Consider the following 23,088-nt stretch of genomic DNA (forward strand, 5'->3'; position numbering starts at 1 on the left):
AGGAATCCAGATTAGATGTCCGCTTACAAGATCACTGAACACAAGTACGACATGGTCGTGGTGGGTGCCGGCGGCGCCGGCCTGCGCGCCACGTTCGGCCTGGCCCAGAAGGGCTTGCAGACGGTCTGCCTGACCAAAGTCTTCCCGACCCGCTCGCACACCGTGGCGGCACAGGGCGGTATTTCGGCCGCGCTCGGCAACATGGGCGAGGACGACTGGCGCTATCACTTCTACGACACCATCAAGGGCTCCGATTGGCTGGGTGACCAGGACGCAATCGAGTACATGTGCCGCGAAGCGATCCCGGCCATCATCGAGCTCGAGCACTACGGTGTGCCGTTCTCGCGTACCGAAGAAGGCAAGATCTACCAGCGCCCGTTCGGTGGCATGACCACCAAGTACGGCGAAGGCCCGTCGGCGCAGCGCACCTGCGCGGCAGCCGACCGTACCGGCCACGCGATGCTGCACACGCTGTATCAGCAGTCGCTGGCGCACAACGCGCGCTTCATGATCGAGTACTTCGCGCTGGACCTGATCTTCGACGAAGAAGGTGTCTGCCGTGGCGTGCTGGCCCTGGACATGGCCGAAGGCTCGCTGCATCTGTTCCGCGCCCACGGCGTGGTGCTGGCCACCGGCGGCTACGGCCGTGCCTACTTCAGCGCCACCTCCGCGCACACCTGTACCGGTGATGGCGGCGGCCTGGTGATGCGTGCCGGCCTGCCGGTGCAGGACATGGAGTTCGTGCAGTTCCATCCCACCGGCATCTACGGTGCGGGCTGCCTGATCACCGAGGGCGTACGCGGCGAAGGCGGCATTCTGCGCAACAGCAACGGCGAGCGCTTCATGGAGCGCTACGCACCGCACTACAAGGATCTGGCATCGCGCGACGTGGTATCGCGTTCGATGACGGTGGAGATCCGCGAAGGCCGCGGTGTTGGCGAGCACAAGGATCACATCCTGCTCGACCTGACCCACCTCGGCCCGGAAGTCATCAACGAAAAGCTGCCCGGCATCGCCGAAAGCGCCCACATCTTTGCCGGTGTGGACGTGACCAAGCAGCCGATCCCGGTGCTGCCGACGGTGCACTACAACATGGGCGGCATTCCGACCAATTTCTACGGCGAAGTGGTGCGCAAGCAGGGCGACGACCCGGATGCGGTGGTGCCTGGCCTGTACGCGATCGGCGAAGCCGCCTGCGTGTCGGTGCACGGTGCCAACCGCCTGGGTTCCAACTCGCTGCTGGATCTGGTGGTGTTCGGCCGTGCGGTGGCAAACCGCTGCGCCGAGACGGTCAAGCCCAATCAGCCGCACAAGACCCTGCCGTCCGATGCCTGCGACAAGGCACTGGGGCTGCTGGACAAGTTGCGCTATGCCAACGGCTCCACGCCGACCTCGGTGATCCGCGACAACATGCAGCGCACCATGCAGTCCGACGCCGCAGTGTTCCGCACCAGCAAGACCTTGAAGGAAGGCGTGGACAAGATGGCCGAGATCTTCGCCACCTTCGAAGACGTCAAGGTGTCCGACCGCTCGCTGGTCTGGAACTCGGATCTGATCGAGACCTACGAGTTGAACAACCTGCTGCTCAACGCAGTGGCGACGATCAATTCGGCCGAGCAGCGCAAGGAAAGCCGCGGCGCGCATTCGCACGAGGACTTCCCGGACCGTGACGACGTCAACTGGCAGAAGCACACGCTGGTCACCGTCGACGACAAGGGCAAGTGCGAGTTCGAGTATCGCCCGGTGCACATGTACACGCTGAGCAAGGACGTGGACGTCGTCCCGCCGAAGCCGCGCGTTTACTGATCGATGCGCATGCAAGGCTCCCTCGCTGTAACGAAGCCGGTCGCCGGGTTGTCCTGGCGCCGCGGCAGGTGCTTGCAGCGGCCGGAGCGTTTGACCACGCAGGAGCAGCGCCGGCAACAGGCCGGTCGCTGCACCGCCGCTTCGGTGGCGGCATCCATCGTCTTTACCTTCATGCGCACGGTGCGGCTGTCGTTCGCACCGCGCACCGCCTGAGCCAACGAGAGCAGCTATGGCAGAGTTCACCCTCCCCAAGAATTCAAAGATCGGCAAGGGTAAGCATTACCCTGCGCAGGGCGCCAAGAACACGCGCACCTTCAAGGTCTACCGCTGGGATCCGGATGGCGACGCCAACCCGCGCACCGATAGCTATGAGATCGATCTCGACAAGTGCGGCCCGATGGTGCTGGACGCACTGATCAAGATCAAGAACGAGATCGACCCGACATTGGCGTTCCGTCGTTCGTGCCGCGAGGGCATCTGCGGCTCGTGCGCGATGAACATCGACGGCACCAATACGCTGGCCTGCACCAAGGCGATCAATGCCTGCGGCAAGGCCGAAGTGCCGATCTACCCGCTGCCGCATATGGATGTGATCAAGGATCTGGTTCCGGATCTGACCCACTTCTATGCGCAGTACGCGTCGATCAAGCCGTGGATCCGCACCCAGACCCCGCCGCCGCCGGATCGCGAGCGCCTGCAGTCGCCGGAAGACCGCCGCAAGCTCGATGGCCTGTACGAGTGCATCCTGTGCGCGTGCTGCTCGACCAGCTGCCCGAGCTACTGGTGGAATGGCGAGCGTTACCTGGGTCCGGCAATCCTGCTGCAGGCGTACCGCTGGATCATCGACTCGCGCGACGAGGACACCGGTGCGCGGCTGGACGATCTCGAGGACCCGTTCAAGTTGTATCGCTGCCACACCATCATGAACTGCGCACGGACCTGCCCGAAGGGCCTGAATCCTGCGCTGGCGATCGCCGAGATCAAGAAATTGATGATGGCCCGTCGCGCCTGATCGCAAGGCGCCGATATCTCGCATGGGCGGGATGTGGTTCGCAGCGGCACCGGCCTTATGGTCAGGTGCCGCTGTCGTTTTCGCCCCCGCCGCAGGGCGGGGTGGAGATAGGAATGGACGAACAGACCTTGTTGAAAAAGCTGCGCTGGCGTTGCCGGCGCGGCATGCGCGAACTGGATCAGCTGTTCGGGCGCTATCTGGATCAGCGCTGGGCGCAGGCTTCCGAGGCCGAGCGCGCGGTTTTCCTACAGCTGCTGGATTGCGAAGACGATAAGTTGTGGCGCTGGTTCATGGGTTACGAGGCTTGCCCGGATGTCGCCAACGCCGCACTCATCGCCGATATCCGCGCCTTGCCGGCTTGAGTGGCGGCCTTCGCGCGGGCTTGTTTGCGCACTGAGCCTTCTCGCAGTGCTGGCGCTGTGCGCCATCTGGCGCAGCGGCATGCCGGCCTGGCTGGCTGTGGTCCTGTCCATCGTTGCGTCGGCTTCGGTCGGCAGGTCGCACTGGCGGCTGTTGCGTTCGCCAGTGCGGCAACTGGTCGTTCCCTGGGGCGAGAGCCCCGCCAGCATTGACGGCACGCAGGTGCAGAACCTGCAGATCGCCTGGCGCGGACCGATTGCGGTGGTGGCGTGGACAGGTCCGGATGCGCGCCGCGAACGCCTGCATTTCTGGCCGGATACCCTGCTTGCAGCGCAACGACGTGAACTGCGTCTGGCCGCGCAGGCACATGCGATTTCGTCCGGGCGGCCGCAAGTGGCACCATAGCGTCCCTTTCCCGGTTGAACCGCATGTTCAAACCTATCCCGGTTGCCATCGGCTTGCGCTACCTGCGTGCCAAGCGGCGCAATGGCTTCATCTCCTTTATCTCGATGGCATCGATCCTGGGCATCGCCCTGGGCGTCACTGTGCTGATCACCACGCTGGCAGTGATGAGCGGTTTTCAAAAGGAAATCCGCGACCGTCTGCTGCAGATGGCGGCGCATGCCACTGTCAGCGCCGAAGGCGCGCCGATGCGCGATTGGCAGCATGCGGTCGAGGTCGCCATGGCCGACCCGCGCGTTGCCGGCGCCGCACCGTATATCGAAACCGAATCGCTGCTGCAGGGCCCACGCAAGCAGCCGGCCATCGTCCGTGGCATCGTTCCGGCCGAAGAGAACAAGGTGTCCGTGCTGGCCAAGAAGATGCAGCAGGGCTCGGTCGACAGCCTGACTCCGGGCTCCTACAACATCGTCATCGGCAAGGAGCTGGCGATCTGGCTGGGCGTGGATGTGGGCGACAGCGTCGTCGTATTGCTCAGCGATACCCAGGCCACGCCATTGGGCGCGATGCCGCGGCTCAAGCGCTTCACCGTCAGCGGGATTTTCGAAGCCGGCTACAACGAGATCGATCGCGGCCTGGCGGTGGTCAACATGCAGGATCTGGGGCGGGTGTTGCGCATGGATGGCGTCACCGGCGTGCGGCTGCGGCTCCACGACATGGATCAGGCCTGGAACGTCGCGCGCGATCTGGCGTTGAAGTTGCACGGCCCGTACCGGGTGAGCGACTGGACCCAGGAAAACGCCAATCTCTATCACTCGTTGAAGATGGAAAAGACCGTGATGGGCATCCTGCTGTCGCTGATCGTGGCGATGGGTGCGTTCAACCTGGTGTCTTCGCAGGTCATGCTGGTCACCGACAAGCAGGCCGACATCGCGATTCTGCGCACGCTGGGCCTGTCGCCCGGCGGGGTGATGCAGGTGTTCATGGTGCAGGGCTCGTTGATCGGTTTCATGGGCACGATCATGGGGGTGATCGGCGGTATCGTGCTGACCCTCAATCTGGAGCGCATCCTCGGCCTGATCGAGACGATCTTCAGCGTCAAGCTGCTGCCGGAAGACGTGTACTACATCACCGGCCTGCCGACCGACATGCAGACCCAGGACGTGGTGGTGATCACCGTGGTGGCGCTGGTGATGAGTTTCCTGGCGACCTTGTACCCGGCATGGCGCGCCTCGCGTACCCAGCCGGCGGAGGCGCTGCGTTATGAATGAGATCAGGGAATCGGAAATCGGGAATCGGGAAGCGGTCGTGCAGAAGCCAAACCAAGCAGAGTCAGTGATTCGGGCCGAGGGTCTGGGCAAGACCTATGCCGAAGGCAAGATGCGCACGCCGGTGTTCGACGGTCTGGATCTGACGGTGGCAACCGGCGAAACGGTCGCGATCGTCGGCGCGTCCGGCGCGGGCAAGAGCACCTTGCTGCATCTGCTTGGCGGGCTGGACATTCCGACCTCGGGGGAGGTGTATGTCGCAGGACAGCGCATGTCGGCGCTGTCCGATGGCGAGCGCGGCAGGCTGCGAAACCAGGCATTGGGCTTCGTGTACCAGTTCCATCATCTGCTGCCGGAATTCACCGCGCTGGAAAACGTGATGATGCCGGTGCTGCTGTCGGGCAAGGATGTAGCGGTGGCGCGTGGGCAGGCATTGCAGTTGCTGGAATCGGTCGGGCTCGGCCATCGCATCGAACACAAGCCCAGCGAACTGTCGGGCGGCGAGCGTCAGCGCTGTGCGGTGGCGCGTGCACTGGTGAACAAGCCGGGATGCGTGCTGGGCGACGAGCCCACCGGCAATCTCGACGACAAAACCGCAGGCACGGTGTTCGAACTGATGCTGGAACTCAACCGCGCGCAGCGTACCAGCCTTGTATTGGTCACTCACGACCGCAGCCTGGCGCGTCGCCTGGATCGGGTGCTGGAGCTGCATCAAGGCAAGTTGCGCGAGCTGGCGCCCTCGGCCGTGTGAGTGCCTGCGACGCGATCGGGTTGTCGGTCGCCTCGCGCAATAAAACGCATCTCTCGCGCCATGGCGCTGCGTGCAGGATGCGCAGCGCGGCAGCGCGGTGCGTCGCTGCCGTGGTGCAATCCCGGTGCACAGCTCCAGGGCCAGCGAACGCAACGTGGCGAGCCGTTGCCAGGGTAGGGCATGAGCGGCGCGCTCGAAACTGCAGTGCATGAATGGTCCATGCGGTACCGAGCATCGGCCGCGTCCCACCGGCGGTGAGCACACGCGGTTTGTCGGGCGGTTCTAAACCTCTGGACTCCACGCTTATCCATATCGCTGCAGGCCGGTGCGACCTGCAGCGACGCATTGGCTGCGGTCAGGGAATGATGCGCAGTGCTCGCAACCGGGTGAACAGCTCGAAGAACGAAGCGCGGCTGTCGTAGAAGTCCAGAAAGCCCAGTTCGCGACTCTTGGTCATGTCGTTGACGCACTCGATCTCGCGGCCCAGGTCGGCATCGGTGTGCCACCACGAGGCCAGGCGATTGACGTCCGACTCGACCAGATTGTGCTGCGCGGCCAGCTCGGCCCACAGCTCTGGTGCGGTCTTGGTCAGGCGCGCCTCCAGTGGCTGCGGCGTGTCGGGGCAGGGGGCGGCATCGAGCTCGAAGAACGCCGCGATCTCGCCCCACATCCAGCGCCAGCGGAACACATCGCCATTGACGGTGTTGAAGGCCTGGTTGCGCGCTGCCGGGCTCAGTCCCGCCCAGGCCAGCTGACGGCCAAGCAGGCCAGCGTCGGTCAGGTCGGTAAGGCTGTTCCACTGCGCTTGCGAACCCGGGAACACGAATGGCTGCCCGGTGTGTTTGCACAGCGAGGCGTAGACCGCGAGCGTCACGCCCATGTTCATCGCATTGCTGCCGTTGGCCATGCCGATCATGGTGTGCGAGCGATGCACGCTCCACCCAAAGCCGTGCCGCTCGGCGTGCGCGAACAGCAGGTCTTCGAGCGTGTAGTAGAAGTTTTCGCCCGGCTGGCGCGGCTCGCTCTCGCGGAACGGCGTTTCGGCCTTGCCGCTACCGTAGTTCTCGAAGGCGCCCAGGTAATGCTTGGTGCCGGTGACCAGCGCCATGTGCTGCAGCGGCGCGTCGCTCAAGGCATCGCACAGGTGCCGCATCATTGCGCCATTGGCCTCGACGTTCTCGCGTTCGGTGTCGCGACGCGTCCAGGTACAGAAAAACACGTGGGTAATCGGCAGGCCACGCAACGCGTTGTTGGTGCTGTCGGCGTCCAGTAGATCGGCGGCGACGGGAATGACGCCGTCGTGCTGCAGCGGGCGGCGTGCCAGGCCGTAAACGGTCCAGCCATCGGCGACCAGCACGTTGGCCAGGTTGTAGCCGGAGATGCCGGTCACGCCGACAATCAATGCAATGCCTTTACGCATGTGGGGGAACTCCTCAAAAACAGCGTCGAACATAGTCGCTCGCTCATGAAATCGAGGCGAATGTGGCGCCGTGCGATCTGTTGGGGTGATCTGGCGATTGTTGCATCGGCCACGTTTCATCGTTCTACGCGGTTTTTTCGTGCGGCCCGACCGACGGGATGCGCGGGGACGATCGAGCTGACCGCCAGCTTCATCGCTGATGCTCCTGGCCGAAACCCGTTGGCAGCGTTGAGCATGCGCATCGAATCGCGGCATGCCGGTAACGCGCTACAGCAGATGCGGTCTCTTCTGACCGTGTTGTGCGCAAACCACCGCTGCCTCCAACCCACCGGTTTGTTTAGCGTTGCTCTTTGGATCAGGATGATCGGGATTGAGCGGCAACATGGATGTGTCAGGTCACGCAGCCCCGTCGCCGCGGCTTGCATCGGCAGTGCCTGTCGCAGGCGCGTTGCTGCTGGGCGTGGTCGTTTGTGCATGGTCGCCGGCGCTGTTGCCGCAGGCGCTGTATGCCGCCTGTCTGTTTGCGGGCGTGCTCGGCACTGCGCTCACCCTGTGGCTGCGTCCGCGGCCAGCGTGGTGGATGCTGGCACTTGCAACGGCGACGGTAGGCTTCGGGCTGACTGGCTGGCAAGTGGCCGAGACCTTGCAGTCGCAATTGCCGCCACGTGACGAAGCGCGCGAGATCAGCGTTCGCGGCCGCATTGTCGGGCTGCCGGTGGCCGAGCAACGGCGTACGCGGTTCCAGTTGCGCGTCGATCACGATCAAGCGCAGCCGGTGGCCCTGCGCGGCAAACTGTTGCAATTGGCCTGGTACGACTCCTTCGGTGCCGACCAGATCGGCCCGCGCGCCGCGCTGCGGGCGGGGGCACATTGGCAACTGCAGCTCAAGCTGCGTGCACCGCGCGGTCTTCGCAACCCGGGTGGGTTCGATGCCGAACGTCAGGCGTTGGCGCAGCGCATCGTCGCCACCGGGTATGTACGCGACCTCGGCGCTGCGCGCGAGGTTGTCGCTCCGCGTGGCGTGGATGCCTGGCGCGACCGGATGTCGCTGCGGATTGCTGCGCAGGTCTCCGGCCCTTCTGCGCCTTACCTGCGCGCCCTTGCACTGGGCGACACGCGTGGACTGGACGATGCGGCATGGGCGACCCTGCGCGCGACCGGGCTGAGCCATCTGATCGCCATCTCCGGATTCCATGTCGGCCTGGTTGCCGCGTTCTTTGCACTGATGGTGGCCGGGCTGTGGCGATGGCGGCCGGGTCTGGGTCTGGTGATGCCACGCGTGCATGCCGCAGCCATCGCCGCGCTGCTCGGCGCCGCTGCGTACGCGGTGGTTGCAGGATTGGCGCTGCCCACGGTACGCACTGTGCTGATGATCGCCGTCGTGGCACTGGCGCGGGTTGCGCGGCGACGCGCCACAACGGCGCAGATTCTTGCGCTGGCGCTGCTTGCAGTGCTGGCATGGGACCCATTGAGCGTGCTGGTGGCAGGCTTCTGGCTCAGTTTTGCCGGTGTCGCCTGGCTGGTGTGGTGCCTGCCCGCAGATGACCGCAGCCTCCTGCGCGGCTTCCTGTCTGCGCAGACCGTCGCCACCGTCGGCTTGCTGCCACTGACGGTCAGCTTGTTCGGGCAGGCATCGCTGGTGGGGCCGTTGGCCAATCTTGTCGCCATTCCCTGGTGGACCTTTGTCGTGGTGCCGCTGTGCCTGCTGGGAACAGCGCTTGAAGCGCTGCATGCCGGTGCGGGCGTCTGGGCATGGCAATTGGCCGGCTGGTGCTTCGCGTTGACCTGGCCGGGGTTCGTCTGGCTTGGGCAGACCACGGTGGCGTTGTGGTGGGTGCCCGAATCCGACGCGATTGCGCTGATTGCAGCGTTGCTGGGCGCGTTCTGGCTATTGCTGCCGCGAGGCACGCCGGGCAAGGCCGTTGCGATGCTGCTGTGGCTGCCGTTGCTATGGCCGGATCGTGCCTTGCCCGGCGCTGGCGAAGCCGACCTGCAGGTGTTGGATGTCGGGCAGGGTCTGGCAGTGCTGGTGCGCACGCAGCGGCATGCGCTGCTGTTCGACACCGGCCCCGCAGTGCGCGATGGGTTCGATGCCGGCGAGCGCGTGGTGCTGCCCGCCCTGCGTGCGCTCGGGGTGCGTCAGCTGGATGCGCTGGTGCTCAGTCATGCCGACGCCGACCATGCCGGCGGATACGCAGCGGTGCGCGCGGGTCTGCCGGTCGCGATGACGGCTGCACCGCCAGGGGCGCCGCTGGATGTCCGCTCGCGCTGCCAGGCCGGCCGTCAGTGGGAGTGGGATGGCGTGCGCTTTCGCTTTCTGCATCCAGCTGCGGATTTTCCGTATCTGCGCAACCAATCCAGCTGCGTGCTGCGGGTCGAGACGCTGCACGCCAGTGCGCTGTTGCCGGGCGACATCGACGAGCTCATCGAGCGTCGACTGATGCGCGAGCAGGTTGCGGGGCTGCGTGCGGAGGTGGTGGTGGTACCGCATCACGGCAGCGCAGACGGCTCGCACGCCGCTTTCATTGCCGCCACCGGAGCGCAGCTGGCGATGGTCTCCTCCGGGTATGGCAACCGTTTTGGCCATCCCCGCGCACAGGTGGTTCAGCGCTGGACGGGCAGCGGGGCCGAATTGCTCGACACTGCCCAGTCCGGTGCGATCAGGGTATGGCTAGGGGCGGACGGCCTGCAGCTGCGCGAGCGACGACGCTGGCAGCCGCGTCTTTGGGATGCTGCGGAACGGCGGCGGTCGACTGCTATCCTATCGGCCAGCGAATAGGCGGCCGCGTTGCCGGAGGAATCGAATCGTGTTGGAGCTGGTCAAGGCGGGCGGTTGGCCGATGGTGCCGTTGCTGTTGCTGGGTGTGATCGCCCTTGCGATCGTACTGGAGCGTCTGTGGGCCTTGCGCCGCAACGAAGTGACGCCGCCGGGGCTGGGCGAAGAAGTCCGTAACTGGGCCGCGCGCGGCAAGCTGGATCCCACCCACATCGAGTCGCTGCGGCGCAATTCGCCGCTGGGCGCGCTGCTGGCGGCGGCGCTGGATGTGCGCGGTCGTCCGCGCGATCTGGTACGTGAACGCATCGAAGATACCGGTCGCCATGTGGTGCACCGCATGGAGCGCTACCTGAACGCGCTGGGCACCATCGCCTCGGCCGGTCCGCTGCTGGGGTTGCTCGGCACGGTGGTCGGCATGATCCAGATGTTCCTGGGCATCCTCGATCACGGCGTGGGCGATGTGAACCAGCTGGCCGGCGGCATCGGCAAGGCGCTGGTGTGCACCGCCACCGGCATGATCATCGCAGTGCCCGCGTTGATGGCGCATCGCTTCTTCAAGGGGCGCATTGCCGGCTACATCATCGAGATGGAACAGGAAGCCACGCTGCTGCTGGACACCATGGATGGCCGCGCGGCACCTGTGGCGGCGGCGCCGGCAGCGCCGGGCAGCAAGCCCGTCATGGCAAAGGGCTGACGGATGCGCATCGGCAGCGACCGAAGCCAGGACGAGCCGCATATCGACCTGGTGCCATTGATTGACGTCATTCTCGTCCTCATCATCTTCTTCGTGGTGACCACGACCTTCGACGCACGCTCCACGTTGCAGCTGCAATTGCCCACCGCCAGCGACCAGAACACCAGCGCGCCGCCGCGCTCGCTCAGCGTGCTGGTCAATGCCGACGGGCATTACTTCATCAACGACCAGGAAGTCCTGCGCGCAGATGTGGAGTCGCTGAAGCAGACCATCGCCCAGATCGCCGGCGACGACCGCGAGCAGACGGTGCTGATGCGTGCCGATGCGCGTACGCCGTATCAGGCCGTTGTCACCGCGCAGGATGCGTTGGGGCAGCTCGGCTTCCGGCGTATCGCCATTGCGACCGCGCCCCAGACCGGCACTGCCGGCAAGACAAGCAAGAACGGAACCCGCCAGTGACCGCTATCAACGACCGCCCGGCGCCAGTCTCGTCCTGGCGCACGTACCGTCGCCTGTTGGGCTTCGCCAAGCCGTATCGGCTGTTGCTGATCGCCGCGCTGATTGCCGCGTTGGTCGAAGCGGCAGGCACCACCGGCTTCCTGGCGTTGATGAAGCCGATCACCGACGAGACCTTTATTTACAAGAACGCCGAAGTCAGCCGCTGGCTGCCGGTGCAGATCATCCTGCTGTTTGTGGTGCGTGGCGTTGCCGGCTATATCACCGACATGGCGATGGGCAAATCCGCGCGCAGCATTGCGCGCGATCTGCGCGTCAAGGTGATGTCCAAGTATCTGCGTCTGCCGGGCTCGCGCTTCGATTCCGAGCCGGTGCCATCGATGTTGATACGCCTGGGTTCGGATTCCGATCAAGTCGCACAGGCCGCGGTGGATGCGGTCAAGGTGATGATCCAGCAGTCGCTGCAGGTGATCGGCGCACTGGCGCTGATGCTGTGGCATAGCTGGCAGGTCACGCTCACCATCGTGGTACTGGCGCCGGTGCTGGCCTGGGTGATGGACAAGGTGGCGCGGCGCTATCGGCGCATCAGCCACAGCATCCAGGAAAGCGGTGCGCACCTGTTGCAGGCCGCCGACCAGACCTTGTCCAGTCACCAGGAGGTCAAGATCTACGGGGCCCAGCAGACCGAAATGGAGCGCTACGGGGCGCTGGCCGACCGCAACCTGCGCCTAGCGATGAAGGTCGAATCCACCCGCGGCATTTCCACCGCCACCGTGCAGATGATCGGCGCGATCGGGCTGTCGGCGCTGCTGTTCGTGGCCGGTGCGCAGGCCTTGGCCGGGCGCCTGACCGCGGGCGACTTCGTGGTGTTGATGACTTCGATGCTGACGATCATTCCAGGCCTCAAGCAGCTCACCAATGTGCAGAACATGGTCCAGCGCGGCCTGGCCTCGGCCGAGCGCCTGTTCTCGGTGCTCGACAGCCCGGACGAGCCGGATCAGGGCGCGGAGCCCTTGACCCGCGCGAAAGGCCTGATCGAGTTCCGCGATGTCACGGCCCGCTATCCAGGCCAGGTGAATCCGGCGCTGGCCGATGTCAGTTTTGTCGCGCAACCCGGCACAGTGACCGCGATCGTCGGCCGCTCCGGCAGCGGCAAATCCAGCCTGATCAAACTGATTCCGCGTTTTTATGAAGCCGAGGCCGGGCAGATCCTGCTCGATGGGCGTCCGGTACAGGCGTACGCCTTGGCGGACCTGCGTCGCCAGATCGCGCTGGTTGGCCAGCAGGTCATGCTGTTCGACGGCAGCATCGCCGACAACGTCGCCTATGGCGAAATGCGCACCGCAGATGCCGGCCAACTGGAGCGCGCGATCCTGGGCGCCAATGCGATGGAGTTCGTGGCGCAACTGCCCGAGGGCCTGCAATCGCACGTCGGCACCAAGGGCGGGCGGCTGTCCGGCGGGCAGCGGCAGCGTCTTGCGATCGCGCGTGCGATGCTCAAGGATGCGCCGATCCTGATCCTGGACGAAGCCACCGCCGCGCTGGACAACGAGTCGGAGCGACTGGTGCAGGACGCCTTGCACAAACTGATGCCGGACCGCACCACGCTGGTGATCGCGCACCGGCTGTCCACCATCGAGCATGCCGACCAGGTGCTGGTGATGGATCAGGGCCGCATCGTCGAGCGTGGTACCCACACCGAATTGCTGGCGCAGGGCGGGTTGTATTCGCACCTGCACGGCATGCAGTTTCGCGAACGGCAGGCATGAGCAAGCATGGCGCCCGTACGCCGGGCTATTGGTACGACAACGCGCCGATTCCGCTGCCTGCACGCGTACTGGCACCGATCTATGGCGCGGCCATCGCGCTGCGGCGTAGCCTGTACCGCCGCGGCTGGCGTAAACGGCATGGCGTGCCGGTGCCGGTGATCGTGGTCGGCAACGTCACGGCGGGGGGCACCGGCAAGACCCCCCTGACCATCGCACTGGTGTCCAAGCTGCAGGAAGCCGGCTGGACACCTGGCGTTGCTAGCCGTGGCTATGGCCGCGACGACTCCGGCACTGCACGATGGGTGGACGCAGACACGGCGGTGGCGCTCGGTGGCGACGAGCCGGTGTTGATCGCCTGGAAAACCGGCGCACGCGTGCGTGTGGACAGCGATCGCGTGGCCGCTGCGCGCGCGCTGGTCGAGGCCGGTTGCGACATCATCGTCTGCGATGACGGCTTGCAGCATTATCGGCTGGCACGCGACGTGGAAATCGAGGTGGTCGACGGTCAGCGCCGCTACGGCAATGGCCGCCTGCTACCGGCCGGGCCGCTGCGCGAACCGGCCGCGCGCGCGCGCGATTGCGATTTCCGCGTGGTCAATCTCGGGCAGGCCAGCGCCACCACTGCCGCACAGACCACGGACGATGCCGGTTTCGGCGAATGGCAGATGCGCCTGAGCATCGACAGCGTGCAGCCCATGGACGGCAAACGGGCGCAACCACTGAGCATGCTGGCCGGGCAGCGCGTGCATGCCGTGGCAGGTATCGCGCACCCCGAACGCTTCTTCGCCATGTTGCGCGCGCGCGGCATCGGAGTGGTGCCGCATGCCTTTCCCGATCATCACGTGTACCGCGCTGCAGATTTCAGTTTCGGCAGTCGTCTGCCGGTGTTGATGACCGAAAAGGACGCAGTGAAGTGCCGTCCTTTCGCCGATGAGTGGCTGTACAGCGTGCCGCTCAAGGCGGAGTTGCCGGCTGCATTCTGGGTGAGCCTGCTGGATCGGTTGGACAAGTTAGCCAGCCGGCAGAGCGTTTGATCCTGGCCGCTTGTTGCGCGTGCGTGTGCTGCCTGCGCACGTCTCGGTTGCACGTCATCCTGGAGGCTGGCTGGATGCGGGATACCGCTTTAAGCCGGGTCGCAATCGGTTTGCAGAGACACTTCGCCGGCGCGCCTGGCGCCGCTACATCGACGACCTCAGCGTTCTCTTACAGTCGCGCCAGCGACAGCCGTTACACGGCACAGGCGCCATGCTGTGCCACTGCAACTGTTGCGATCCGTCGCAACGTCTCGATCGACACGCAATGCTGCCGATCCAGGAACGCCACACCTGCTCGACCGTCCGGCCGCTCCAACACCCTTGCTGCAGAGAACGCGACCCCATGACCAACAACCCGTCTGCCGATTTCGTCGTCGCCATTCCGGCGCGTTATGCATCCACCCGTTTGCCGGGCAAGCCGCTGCAGTTGATAGGCGACCGCCCGATGATTCAGCACGTGGCCGAGCGGGCACTGGCCGCAGGCGCGCGCGAGGTCTGGGTGGCAACCGATGATGTACGGATTGCCGACGCGATCGAGGCACTGCCCGGCGTTCATGTCGCGATGACCGGCAGCGACCATGTTTCCGGCACCGATCGTCTGGCCGAATGCGCGCGTATCGCCGGCTGGGACACCGATGTGTGCGTGGTGAATCTGCAGGGTGACGAACCGTTTGCGCCGGCTGCGGGTATTCGCGCGGTCGCTGAGCTGCTACTGCGCTCAGGCGCGGAGATGGCGACGCTGGCCGCGCAGGTGGAGAGCGCACACGATCTGTTCGACCCCAATGTGGTCAAGCTGGTGCGCAGCGCAGGCGGGCACGCGCTGTATTTCAGCCGCGCGCCGATCCCCTGGCATCGCGACAGCTTCGCCAGCCAGCGCGACCGCTTGCCCGAGCACGGCCAATGGCTGCGCCATATCGGCATCTACGCCTATCGCGCCGGATTCCTGCAGCAATTCGCGGCGATGCCGCCCGGCCTGCTGGAGCGGATCGAATCGCTGGAACAGCTGCGCGCGATGGAAGCCGGTCATCGCATCGCCGTTGCGCTGACGCCCGAGCAGTTTCCGCCGGGCATCGATACGCCGGACGATCTGGCCCGGGCACAAGTGCGCGTGGCATCGGCATGAAGGTCCTGATCGTGTGCCTGGGCAATATCTGCCGCTCGCCGATGGGCGAGGGTGCCTTGCGCGCACGGCTGCATGAGGCACGCCTGTCGCGACGCATCGAGGTCGACTCGGCCGGCACCGGCGACTGGCACGCCGGCGATCCGCCAGACCCGCGTGCCATCGGTTGCGCGCGCGGCCATGGGGTGGATATCTCCGGCCTGCGCGCACGGCAGGTGCGCCAGGAGGATTTCGAACACTTCGACTGGCTGCTGTGCGCAGACGGCAACAATCTGCGCGATCTGCAGCGTCTGGCGCCGGCAGCGCGACGCGACAAGGTCGCCCTGTGGTTGCCGTGGGCCGGCGTGGACGCGCGTGACGAAATACCCGACCCGTACACCGGCGGCAGCAAGGAGTTCGAGCAGGTCTGGCAGCTGGTCGATACCGCGGCGCGACAGACGGTCGCCAGACTCACCCGCGGCTAATCACGCTTGGGCATAATTACGCCATGACTGCCCAGCTCACCCAGGAACTGCCGGAATTTCCCACCTGGCTCAATGCCAGGCCATCCACCTTGCAGGAGCATCGCGGCCGCGCGCTCGTGCTGGCGTTCGTCAATGCCAGCTCGGTGTGGTGCGCAGAGCGTCTTGCCGAGCTGGCGCAGTGGCAGGCGCGCAGCCCCGGGCGGCTGCAGGTGATCGTGGTGCAGACGCCGCGTTTCGATAGCGAACGCCTGCCGCAACGCTCGCTCAAGCAACTGCGCGGGCATGGCGTCAGTGCACCGATCCTGCTCGACAAGGACTGGGAAACCTGGCGCCGCTTCGGCATCGAGTCCTGGCCCACGCTGGTCCTGCTGGATGCCTATGGCCGCGAGCGCCAGCGTCTGGTGGGCGTCACCGGTGATCTGGACAAGGCCCTGGCCGCATTGTGCGAAGGCCAGCAACCGCCCTCCGACGCCGACCTGCAGGGCATCGCGGAGCGCGAACCCGAGCCGCGGCTGGCGCTGCGTTTTCCGACCGGGCTGGCCGCCACCGAAGACCGTCTGTATATCGCCGATACCGGGCATCACCGCGTGCTCGAATGCACGCACGGCGGCCGGGTGTTGCGGCAATTCGGCCACGGCAATGCCGATCTCATCGATGGCGGTACCGGCGAGGCGGCTTTTCGTCGCCCGCAGGGTCTGGCGCTGGAGCGCGATCAGCTGTACGTCGCCGACACCGGCAACCACGCGCTGCGGCGCATCAACCTGCGCAGCGGGCAGGTGGACACCTTGTGCGGCACCGGCCGCTCCGGCGAGCCTGTCGAGGGGCCGCTGGCGTTCGCCGGTGCGTCCGCCTTGAACTATCCGCAAGGGCTGGCCATTGCCGACAACCAGGTGTTGATCGCCATGGCCGGCGACAACCGGATCTGGAGTTACGACCTGGGGCGCGCCGCACTGAGCGCACGTGCCGGTACCGGCGCCCTCGAAATCCGCGATGGCAGCGGCCACCTCGCCGCATTCGCCCAGCCGGCCGGCTTGGCAGCCGTGCAGCAGGTCGCCTACGTCTGCGACGGGTTGGGTTCGTCGATTCGCACCATGCAGCTGCGCGGCGACCTGGTGCAGACACTGGTGGGCGGGCAGGGCATCTGGCAGTTCGGCGACGAAGACGGGCCACGCGGCACCGCACGCCTGCAGTTTCCGCAAGCCATCGCACTGGCGGCCGATTCGCCGCTGCTGTGGATTGCCGACACCGGTAACGGCCGCCTGCGTTGTCTGCGTCTGGGCGGCGGCGAACTGACCACGGTCGAGCTGCCGCGCCGTCTGCACGGCCCGGCAGGGTTGGCGGTTGCCGCCGGCGCAGTCTGGATTGCCGAAACCGACGCCCACGCCGTCTTGCGCTACGACCTTGCCAGCGGCGCACTGAGCGATATTGCGATAGAAGAATGAGCGCAAGGCCCAAAGCCGACTTCGATGGAAAGGCGTTTGCTGCGCAGCTGAGCACCGCACCCGGCGTTTATCGCATGTATGCGGCCGACGACACCTTGCTCTACGTCGGCAAGGCCGGTGCGTTGCGCAAGCGTGTCGGCAGCTATTTCAACGGTACGCCAAAGAACGCGCGGCTGACCTCGATGCTGTCGCAGGTCGCGCGCATGGACGTCACCGTGACCCGCAGCGAGGCCGAGGCGTTGCTGCTGGAAAACCAGCTGATCAAATCCTTGTCGCCGCGCTACAACGTGTCGTTGCGCGACGACAAGAGCTACCCGTATGTGCTGCTGACGCGCGAAGACTGGCCGCGTATCGCCCTGCACCGCGGCCCGCGTGCGGTGCAGGGGCGCTATTTCGGCCCCTACACCGGCGTGACCGGCGTGCGCGAAACGCTGAGCCTGATGCACAAGCTGTTCAAGCTGCGCAGTTGCGAAGACAGCGTGTTTCGCAACCGCTCGCGGCCCTGCCTGCAGTACCAGATCGGCCGCTGCAGCGGCCCGTGCGTGGATCTGGTGGCCGCGCCCGATTACGCCGAGTCGGTACGCCGCGCCACCATGTTCCTCGAAGGCAAGAGCGATCAGCTCGGCGAAGAGATCATGCAATCGATGCAGCAGGCCAGCGAAGCGCTCGAATTCGAGCGCGCCGCGCGTCTGCGCGATCTGCTGTCGTCGCTGCGCGGCATGCAGAACCGCCAGTACGTCGACGGCCGCGCCGCCGACCTGGACGTGCTGGCCTGCGCCACCCAGTCCAGTCAGGCCTGCGTGCTGCTGCTCAGTTTCCGCGACGGCCGCAATCTGGGTACGCGGTCGTTCTTTCCCAAGACCAACGGCGAAGACAGCGCCGACGAGATCCTGGCTGCGTTCGTCTCGCAGTACTACGCCGAACACTCGCCGCCGCGCGAGATCTTGCTGGATCGCGACATCCCCGATGCCGAACTGATCGAGGCTGCGCTCAGCGCCGCCGCCGAGCACAAGGTGGCGTTGAAGTGGAACGTGCGCGGCGAGCGCGCCGGCTACCTGCTGCTGGCCACGCGCAACGCGCAGCTGACCCTGGTCACCGAGCTCACCAGCCAGAGCGCACAGCACGCACGCAGCGAAGCGCTGCGCGAGATGCTGGGCCTGCCCGAGCAGGTCAAGCGCGTGGAGTGCTTCGACATCAGTCACACCATGGGCGAAGCCACGGTCGCGTCGTGTGTCGTGTTCGACGCCAGCGGCCCGGTACGCGGCCAATACCGCCGCTTCAATATTTCCGGCATTACGCCGGGCGACGATTACGCGGCGATGCACCAGGCGATCGAGCGGCGGTTTCGACGTGCAGTGGAAGAAAACGGCGTCCTCCCCGATGTGCTGCTGATCGACGGCGGTGCCGGTCAGCTGGCGCAGGCACAGGCTGCGCTGGCCGACCTGGGCGTGGAGAACGTCGTGCTGGTCGGCGTGGCCAAGGGCGAGGAGCGCAGGGCAGGGCACGAGGCGCTGATCATGGCCGATGGCCGCGAGTTGCGACCGGGCGCTGCATCGCCGGCACTGCAATTCATCCAGCAGGTGCGTGACGAAGCGCACCGCTTTGCGATCACCGGACACCGCGGGCGCCGCCAGAAAGCGCGCATGACCAGCAAGCTCGAGGACATTCCCGGCATCGGCCCGCGACGCCGCGCGAGCCTGCTCAAGCATTTCGGCGGCCTGGTCGGTCTCAAGGCGGCCGGCGAAGCCGAGATTGCGCGGGTAGACGGGGTCAATGCCGCACTTGCCGCACGAATCTACGCTAACCTGCATGGGCTGGCGCTCCCCGATGCGCCAGGCGAGTCGAGCCCGTAATGAAGTTGACCATCCCCACGTGGCTGACACTGCTGCGGATCCTGATGATCCCGGTGTTGGTCGTGGTGTTCTACCTGCCCTACACCTGGACGAACTTTGCCTCCGCCGGTGTGTTCGCGCTGGCTGCCATCACCGATTGGCTGGATGGCTGGGTTGCGCGGCGGTATCACCAGTATTCCGCATTCGGCGCGTTCCTCGATCCGGTCGCCGACAAATTGATGGTCGCAGTCGCCCTGTTTCTCATCGTGCAGGGCCATCCCACGCCGTGGATGGCGTTCTGGGCGGCGGTCATCGTGGGCCGCGAGATCGCAGTGTCCGCATTGCGTGAGTGGATGGCGGAGATCGGCCAGCGCGCCAAGGTGCGCGTTGCAGCGATCGGCAAGATCAAGACCACCGCGCAGATGGTCGCGCTGCTTTGCCTGCTGTATTCGGTCACTCCCGGGCAGATGCCCACGCACGAAATCTGGTTGGGCAATCTGATCTTCCGTGCCGGCTATTGGACATTGGCGATCGCCGCACTGCTGACCTTGTGGTCCGGTTTTCAGTATCTGCAGGCAGCATGGCCAAGTCTGCGCGCTGACGAAAAAGCGGCGATCAGCAACAAGCCGAAAAAAATCGAAAGCAACAGTTGACAGCTATCCTGTTCGCTGTAGAATTTCGCCTCCCAAGCGGGAATAGCTCAGTTGGTAGAGCGCAACCTTGCCAAGGTTGAGGTCGCGAGTTCGAGTCTCGTTTCCCGCTCCAGATTTAGACAAGGCCCCCTGTCCGAGGTCTCGTTGTTTCAAGGCAGGATGCCTTGGGTTTGATGTTTCGGCCTGGTGGTAGAGTGGTTATGCAGCGGACTGCAAATCCGCGTACGCCGGTTCAATTCCGGCCCAGGCCTCCATACTGCAGTCGCTTTTTTCGCGTCGGCAACGATGGCGGGACTAGCGCAACGAAGTGACAAGCTGTACAATTTAGTTTCACGCGGGAATAGCTCAGTTGGTAGAGCGCAACCTTGCCAAGGTTGAGGTCGCGAGTTCGAGTCTCGTTTCCCGCTCCAAATTCAGACCCCGGATATCCCGCGATATCCGGGGTCTTTGTTTTCCGTCATAGGAAGCTTTCTCCGGCGAGCATGCTGTCGTTGAACGTGGCTTGTGGCTGAGCAAGCTCTCTGCATGACGCCAGAGCCGAGAGCTCCCATGCAGATCCGCAAGCTTGTGCACGTTGCGGCGGTGTCTGCCATGCAGTGGACCAGACGCGCGCCGTGGCCTCGCGCCACTCTGCGTGCTGTGCACCAGCGATCGGGCGAGTGGGGGTGGCGAATCGAAGTTCTTGGCCCTACAGACTCCTCATTCGGCGGCAACTGGTGTTGCAGCAGCGGAGCTGTTCGCCGCACCGCCAATGCCATGGCTCGAATGCAGTCAGCCTCTCGTCTGCCGGCCCGAGTTTGGAGTGCCAGTGTCGACTGGCGTGTCGCGAGACGCCTGCAAGAGCATTTCGCAGACAAGCACTAAGATGGAAGCCGCGGGCAGGTTTCAGTCCGTAGACCATGCGCCACCGCTTGCCTGCGCAGTGGACATTGCACGCGTCGCCGTGATTGCAGGTGGTGGTGGTGGTGCTCGCGGACATGCCGACTGCATGAGTGGCAGGAAAGCGTCCTCAAAGACGCCATGTCATCGCATCTGGCAATGGATTTTCGTGCCAGCGTGTGCCCGGGGCGGGGGTCGAACCCGCATAGCCTTGCAGCTGAGGGATTTTAAGTCCCTTGCGTCTACCAATTTCGCCACCCGGGCATTGCGATAGCGTGCCTGATTGCGCGGCGATTGTGAATCTCCAGGCGACGATTCTTGCCAAGGCCCGGACATGCCGCGTGCGCTATGCTGCCGCCGCACAGCCGCGCGGTACCCACTGCGCGCGACCCAAAGGAACCGCATGTCCGGCAACACGCTTCTCCCACTGCTGCATTCGCGCATTGCCGTCATCGGGCTCGGCTACGTGGGCCTGCCGTTGGCAGTGGCGTTTGGCCAGCACCGCGACACCCTGGGTTTCGATATCGATGCGCAGCGGGTCGCGCAACTGCGCGACGGTCACGACGCCACATTGGAATTGGACGATGCCGAACTAGCGGCCGCAACACAGTTGCGCTACAGCGCAACTGCGGCTGACCTGGCGAGCTGCAGCATCTTCATCGTCACCGTGCCGACCCCGATCGACAGCTTCGAGCAGCCGGACCTGGAGCCGTTGCGCAGCGCCACGACCCTGATTGCCGCCGCGCTCAAGCCCGGCGATCTGGTGATCTACGAATCCACCGTGTATCCGGGCACCACCGAGGAAGTCTGCGTGCCGCTGCTCGAGGCTGCCTCCGGCCTGCGCTTCAACGAAGACTTTTTCTGCGGCTACAGCCCCGAGCGCGTCAACCCCGGCGATCGTCAGCGACGGCTGCGCGATATTCGCAAGATCACCTCCGGCTCGACGCCGCAGGCTGCAGAGACGGTCGATGCGCTGTATGCCGGCATCATCACGGCGGGCACGTGGCGCGCGTCGTCGATGCGCGTGGCCGAAGCGGCCAAGGTGGTCGAAAACATCCAGCGCGACGTCAATATCGCCTTGGTCAACGAGCTGGCGCTGATCTTCGACAAGCTCGGAATCGACACGCTCGATGTGCTCGAAGCCGCCGGCACCAAGTGGAATTTCCTGCCGTTCCGGCCTGGCCTGGTCGGCGGCCATTGCATCGGCGTGGACCCGTACTATCTGATGCACAAATCCGAAAGCGTGGGTTACCACCCGGACCTGATCCATACCGCGCGCCAGGTCAACAACCGCGTCGGCCGGCATGTCGCCGAGCGCGTCTGCGGCATGTTGGCGCTACGCGGCGTCACGCTGGCGCAGGCGCGGGTGTTGGTGCTGGGTGCCACCTTCAAGGAAAACTGCCCGGACCTGCGCAATAGCCGTGCCCTGGAATTGGTGCAGCTGTTGCAGGCGGCCGGCGTGCAGGTCGATACCTGCGACCCGTGGGCAGACCCGGAACAAGCCTTGCAGCATGGCGGCGTGCAGCTATGCGAGGCGCCGGACGAGGGCGCCTACGATGCGGTCGTGTTGGCAGTGGCGCACGCGCAGTATCGCGATTACGACGTAGCGCGCATCGCTGCGCTCGGCAAGCCGGGCGCGGTGGTGTACGACGTCAAGTCGGTGTGGCCGCGCGCGGCTGTCAGCGATCGCCTGTGACGCGATCGTGTCGACGGTGCAGCCAGTCGACGGCGCCAAGCGCGGCGCGTCGTCCGCTGGCAAAACATGCGGTCAACAGATAGCCGCCGGTTGGCGCTTCCCAGTCGAGCATTTCGCCCGCACAGAACACCCCAGGTAGCGCGCGCGCCATCAGCTGCGCGTCCAGCGCTTCCAGTCGCACGCCACCGGCCGAACTGATTGCCTCGGCGAGCGGGCGGGGCCTGAGCAGGCGCAGCGGCAGGTGCTTGAGCGTGCGTGCAACCCGCGCAAGATCGTCGCCGGCCTGCTTGCCCAGATGCTCGTACAGTAGCGCGGCCTTGACCCCTTCGATGCCGACCTGGCGACGCAACTGCTCGCTGAAACTGCGCCCCTTGCGCGGCAGGGACAAGTCGGCGCTTATCCGTTCCAAGGTCCGTCCCGGCACGAGATCCAGGCCGAGCTCCGCATGCCCATCGACATCGATCTGGTGGCGCAACTCGGCGGCGATTGCATAGATCAGGCTGCCTTCGATGCCGGTGTCGGTCGCGACGCATTCGCCCTGCAATGCATGCTGCACGCCGGCGCCATCGCGCCAGTGTGCGACGACCGGCTTGAGCGGCGCGCCTGCATGCCGTTGCACAAAATGCGCGCTCCAGTCGATATCGAAACCGCAGTTGGCGGGCACCAGCGGGGCGACGGCGATGCCGCGTTGCTGCAGCGTTGCCTGCCATTGGCCATCCGATCCAAGCTGCGGCCAACTGCCGCCACCCAGCGCCAGCACCACCGCATCGGCATGACAGGCGATGTCGCCTGCAGCCGTTGCGAACCGCAGTACGCCGTCGTCGCTCCAGCCCAGCCAGCGATGCTGCACATGGAAGTCGACGCCCTGGTCCTTGAGTCTGCGCACCCAGCCGCGCAGCAGCGGCGCAGCCTTGCGATCGATCGGGAACACACGCCCCGAGCTGCCGACATAGGTCTCCACGCCCAGGTCGCGTGCCCATCCGCGCAAGGCGTCAGCATCGAAGTCTTGCAGCCACGATGCCACCGCCGAGGTGCGCTCGCGGTAGCGCTGGGCGAACAGCGGCATCGGATCGGAATGGGTGAGATTCAGCCCGCCCTTGCCGGCGATCAGGAACTTGCGTCCCACCGAGCCCTTGGCCTCGTACAGATCGACCGCAATCCCGGCAGCGCATGCCACTTCAGCGGCCATGAGCCCCGCAGGTCCGCCGCCAATCACCGCCAGTCGCGGTCTGTTCGTGTCCATCATTGCTCAGGCAC

At 65.4% G+C, this 23,088-nt stretch carries 19 protein-coding genes, 4 tRNA genes and 1 pseudogene; 21 read left to right on the forward strand and 3 right to left on the reverse strand.

The features are described 5' to 3' along the window. The first annotated feature begins 15 nt into the window (after window positions 1-15). The 7 genes from sdhA to lolD all read left to right on the forward strand — a co-directional run bounded on the left by sdhA (window position 16) and on the right by lolD (window position 5,596). Window positions 16-1,806, forward strand: a complete 1,791-nt coding sequence (gene sdhA / locus FHY18_RS00485) for a succinate dehydrogenase flavoprotein subunit (protein WP_005995652.1) — start codon at window positions 16-18, stop codon at window positions 1,804-1,806. Between the two features lie 3 nt (window positions 1,807-1,809). Beyond that, entirely contained in the window at window positions 1,810-2,019 is a 210-nt protein-coding gene (locus FHY18_RS00490; RefSeq protein WP_259149274.1) for a hypothetical protein, read from the forward strand. 16 nt (window positions 2,020-2,035) lie between these two features. Next, window positions 2,036-2,818: a succinate dehydrogenase iron-sulfur subunit gene (locus FHY18_RS00495; RefSeq protein WP_259149275.1), complete on the forward strand. Its 783-nt coding sequence runs from the start codon at window positions 2,036-2,038 to the stop codon at window positions 2,816-2,818. Between the two features lie 113 nt (window positions 2,819-2,931). Then, window positions 2,932-3,180 carry a succinate dehydrogenase assembly factor 2 gene (locus FHY18_RS00500; RefSeq protein WP_259149276.1) on the forward strand — a complete coding sequence of 83 codons (249 nt, stop codon included), beginning with the start codon at window positions 2,932-2,934 and terminating at the stop codon, window positions 3,178-3,180. Beyond that, window positions 3,131-3,583, forward strand: coding sequence for a hypothetical protein (locus FHY18_RS00505; RefSeq protein ID WP_259149277.1), 453 nt, complete (start codon window positions 3,131-3,133; stop codon window positions 3,581-3,583). The genes FHY18_RS00500 and FHY18_RS00505 overlap by 50 nt, the downstream gene beginning before the upstream one ends. 23 nt (window positions 3,584-3,606) lie before the next feature. Continuing rightward, window positions 3,607-4,848: a lipoprotein-releasing ABC transporter permease subunit gene (locus FHY18_RS00510; protein WP_259149279.1), complete on the forward strand. Its 1,242-nt coding sequence runs from the start codon at window positions 3,607-3,609 to the stop codon at window positions 4,846-4,848. Further along, window positions 4,841-5,596: a lipoprotein-releasing ABC transporter ATP-binding protein LolD gene (lolD, locus tag FHY18_RS00515; protein ID WP_259149282.1), complete on the forward strand. Its 756-nt coding sequence runs from the start codon at window positions 4,841-4,843 to the stop codon at window positions 5,594-5,596. Before FHY18_RS00510 ends, lolD begins: the two co-directional genes overlap by 8 nt. A 355-nt stretch (window positions 5,597-5,951) precedes the next feature. Here lolD and FHY18_RS00520 read toward each other — a convergent pair whose 3' ends face one another. Then, window positions 5,952-7,016, reverse strand: a complete 1,065-nt coding sequence (locus tag FHY18_RS00520; RefSeq protein ID WP_259149284.1) for an SDR family oxidoreductase — start codon at window positions 7,014-7,016, stop codon at window positions 5,952-5,954. A 382-nt stretch (window positions 7,017-7,398) separates the two neighbouring features. Here FHY18_RS00520 and FHY18_RS00525 point away from each other — a divergent pair. From FHY18_RS00525 to FHY18_RS00585, 13 genes and pseudogenes are all read left to right on the forward strand, one after another. Next, window positions 7,399-9,930, forward strand: a pseudogene (locus FHY18_RS00525) (DNA internalization-related competence protein ComEC/Rec2); the annotation flags it as partial. Next, on the forward strand, window positions 9,824-10,486 hold the full coding sequence (locus tag FHY18_RS00530) for a MotA/TolQ/ExbB proton channel family protein (protein WP_259149288.1): 663 nt from the start codon (window positions 9,824-9,826) through the stop codon (window positions 10,484-10,486). The pseudogene FHY18_RS00525 and the gene FHY18_RS00530, both read left to right, overlap by 107 nt. 3 nt (window positions 10,487-10,489) lie before the next feature. Then, window positions 10,490-10,945: a biopolymer transporter ExbD gene (locus FHY18_RS00535; RefSeq protein WP_046964075.1), complete on the forward strand. Its 456-nt coding sequence runs from the start codon at window positions 10,490-10,492 to the stop codon at window positions 10,943-10,945. After that, the gene (gene msbA / locus FHY18_RS00540) at window positions 10,942-12,711 is read left to right on the forward strand and encodes a lipid A export permease/ATP-binding protein MsbA (RefSeq protein ID WP_259149292.1); all 1,770 of its coding nucleotides are present in this window, start codon (window positions 10,942-10,944) and stop codon (window positions 12,709-12,711) included. Before FHY18_RS00535 ends, msbA begins: the two co-directional genes overlap by 4 nt. Further along, window positions 12,708-13,745: a tetraacyldisaccharide 4'-kinase gene (gene lpxK / locus FHY18_RS00545; protein WP_259149293.1), complete on the forward strand. Its 1,038-nt coding sequence runs from the start codon at window positions 12,708-12,710 to the stop codon at window positions 13,743-13,745. The genes msbA and lpxK overlap by 4 nt, the downstream gene beginning before the upstream one ends. Before the next feature lie 343 nt (window positions 13,746-14,088). Next, window positions 14,089-14,868, forward strand: coding sequence for a 3-deoxy-manno-octulosonate cytidylyltransferase (kdsB, locus tag FHY18_RS00550; RefSeq protein WP_259149295.1), 780 nt, complete (start codon window positions 14,089-14,091; stop codon window positions 14,866-14,868). Next, the gene (locus tag FHY18_RS00555) at window positions 14,865-15,329 is read left to right on the forward strand and encodes a low molecular weight protein-tyrosine-phosphatase (RefSeq protein ID WP_259149297.1); all 465 of its coding nucleotides are present in this window, start codon (window positions 14,865-14,867) and stop codon (window positions 15,327-15,329) included. Before kdsB ends, FHY18_RS00555 begins: the two co-directional genes overlap by 4 nt. A 23-nt stretch (window positions 15,330-15,352) precedes the next feature. Then, window positions 15,353-16,771 (forward strand): hypothetical protein, encoded by a 1,419-nt coding sequence (locus tag FHY18_RS00560; protein ID WP_259149300.1) that lies wholly within the window; start codon window positions 15,353-15,355, stop codon window positions 16,769-16,771. Next, window positions 16,768-18,624, forward strand: coding sequence for an excinuclease ABC subunit UvrC (gene uvrC / locus FHY18_RS00565; RefSeq protein WP_259149303.1), 1,857 nt, complete (start codon window positions 16,768-16,770; stop codon window positions 18,622-18,624). The genes FHY18_RS00560 and uvrC overlap by 4 nt, the downstream gene beginning before the upstream one ends. Beyond that, window positions 18,624-19,256 (forward strand): CDP-diacylglycerol--glycerol-3-phosphate 3-phosphatidyltransferase, encoded by a 633-nt coding sequence (pgsA, locus tag FHY18_RS00570; RefSeq protein WP_046964068.1) that lies wholly within the window; start codon window positions 18,624-18,626, stop codon window positions 19,254-19,256. The genes uvrC and pgsA overlap by 1 nt, the downstream gene beginning before the upstream one ends. Window positions 19,257-19,292: 36 nt before the next feature. Next, window positions 19,293-19,368 (forward strand) — tRNA-Gly (locus FHY18_RS00575). 68 nt (window positions 19,369-19,436) lie between these two features. Next, window positions 19,437-19,510 (forward strand) — tRNA-Cys (locus tag FHY18_RS00580). An 80-nt stretch (window positions 19,511-19,590) separates the two neighbouring features. After that, window positions 19,591-19,666: transfer RNA gene (locus tag FHY18_RS00585), tRNA-Gly, on the forward strand. A 649-nt stretch (window positions 19,667-20,315) separates the two neighbouring features. Here the strand turns inward: FHY18_RS00585 and FHY18_RS00590 are convergent. Further along, window positions 20,316-20,399, reverse strand: a tRNA-Leu gene (locus FHY18_RS00590). Window positions 20,400-20,538: 139 nt separating this feature from the next. Here FHY18_RS00590 and FHY18_RS00595 point away from each other — a divergent pair. Then, window positions 20,539-21,831, forward strand: a complete 1,293-nt coding sequence (locus FHY18_RS00595; RefSeq protein WP_259149307.1) for a nucleotide sugar dehydrogenase — start codon at window positions 20,539-20,541, stop codon at window positions 21,829-21,831. Here the strand turns inward: FHY18_RS00595 and FHY18_RS00600 are convergent. Continuing rightward, complete coding sequence (locus tag FHY18_RS00600; RefSeq protein ID WP_259149310.1) at window positions 21,815-23,077, reverse strand: TIGR03862 family flavoprotein; 1,263 nt, start codon at window positions 23,075-23,077, stop codon at window positions 21,815-21,817. The two genes, FHY18_RS00595 and FHY18_RS00600, sit on opposite strands and share 17 nt — an antisense overlap. Window positions 23,078-23,088: the final 11 nt, after the last annotated feature.

Origin of the sequence: Xanthomonas sp. 3793 (genome assembly GCF_024806835.1) — a bacterium.
Classification (GTDB): domain Bacteria; phylum Pseudomonadota; class Gammaproteobacteria; order Xanthomonadales; family Xanthomonadaceae; genus Xanthomonas; species Xanthomonas arboricola_F.

Coding starts and splice junctions, on each gene's coding strand:
- sdhA (WP_005995652.1), top strand. CDS start 16: ATGTCCGCTTACAAGATCACTGAACACAAGTACGACATGGTCGTGGTG.
- FHY18_RS00490 (WP_259149274.1), top strand. CDS start 1,810: ATGCGCATGCAAGGCTCCCTCGCTGTAACGAAGCCGGTCGCCGGGTTG.
- FHY18_RS00495 (WP_259149275.1), top strand. CDS start 2,036: ATGGCAGAGTTCACCCTCCCCAAGAATTCAAAGATCGGCAAGGGTAAG.
- FHY18_RS00500 (WP_259149276.1), top strand. CDS start 2,932: ATGGACGAACAGACCTTGTTGAAAAAGCTGCGCTGGCGTTGCCGGCGC.
- FHY18_RS00505 (WP_259149277.1), top strand. CDS start 3,131: ATGTCGCCAACGCCGCACTCATCGCCGATATCCGCGCCTTGCCGGCTT.
- FHY18_RS00510 (WP_259149279.1), top strand. CDS start 3,607: ATGTTCAAACCTATCCCGGTTGCCATCGGCTTGCGCTACCTGCGTGCC.
- lolD (WP_259149282.1), top strand. CDS start 4,841: ATGAATGAGATCAGGGAATCGGAAATCGGGAATCGGGAAGCGGTCGTG.
- FHY18_RS00520 (WP_259149284.1), bottom strand. CDS start 7,016: ATGCGTAAAGGCATTGCATTGATTGTCGGCGTGACCGGCATCTCCGGC.
- FHY18_RS00535 (WP_046964075.1), top strand. CDS start 10,490: ATGCGCATCGGCAGCGACCGAAGCCAGGACGAGCCGCATATCGACCTG.
- lpxK (WP_259149293.1), top strand. CDS start 12,708: ATGAGCAAGCATGGCGCCCGTACGCCGGGCTATTGGTACGACAACGCG.
- kdsB (WP_259149295.1), top strand. CDS start 14,089: ATGACCAACAACCCGTCTGCCGATTTCGTCGTCGCCATTCCGGCGCGT.
- FHY18_RS00555 (WP_259149297.1), top strand. CDS start 14,865: ATGAAGGTCCTGATCGTGTGCCTGGGCAATATCTGCCGCTCGCCGATG.
- FHY18_RS00560 (WP_259149300.1), top strand. CDS start 15,353: ATGACTGCCCAGCTCACCCAGGAACTGCCGGAATTTCCCACCTGGCTC.
- uvrC (WP_259149303.1), top strand. CDS start 16,768: ATGAGCGCAAGGCCCAAAGCCGACTTCGATGGAAAGGCGTTTGCTGCG.
- pgsA (WP_046964068.1), top strand. CDS start 18,624: ATGAAGTTGACCATCCCCACGTGGCTGACACTGCTGCGGATCCTGATG.
- FHY18_RS00595 (WP_259149307.1), top strand. CDS start 20,539: ATGTCCGGCAACACGCTTCTCCCACTGCTGCATTCGCGCATTGCCGTC.
- FHY18_RS00600 (WP_259149310.1), bottom strand. CDS start 23,077: ATGATGGACACGAACAGACCGCGACTGGCGGTGATTGGCGGCGGACCT.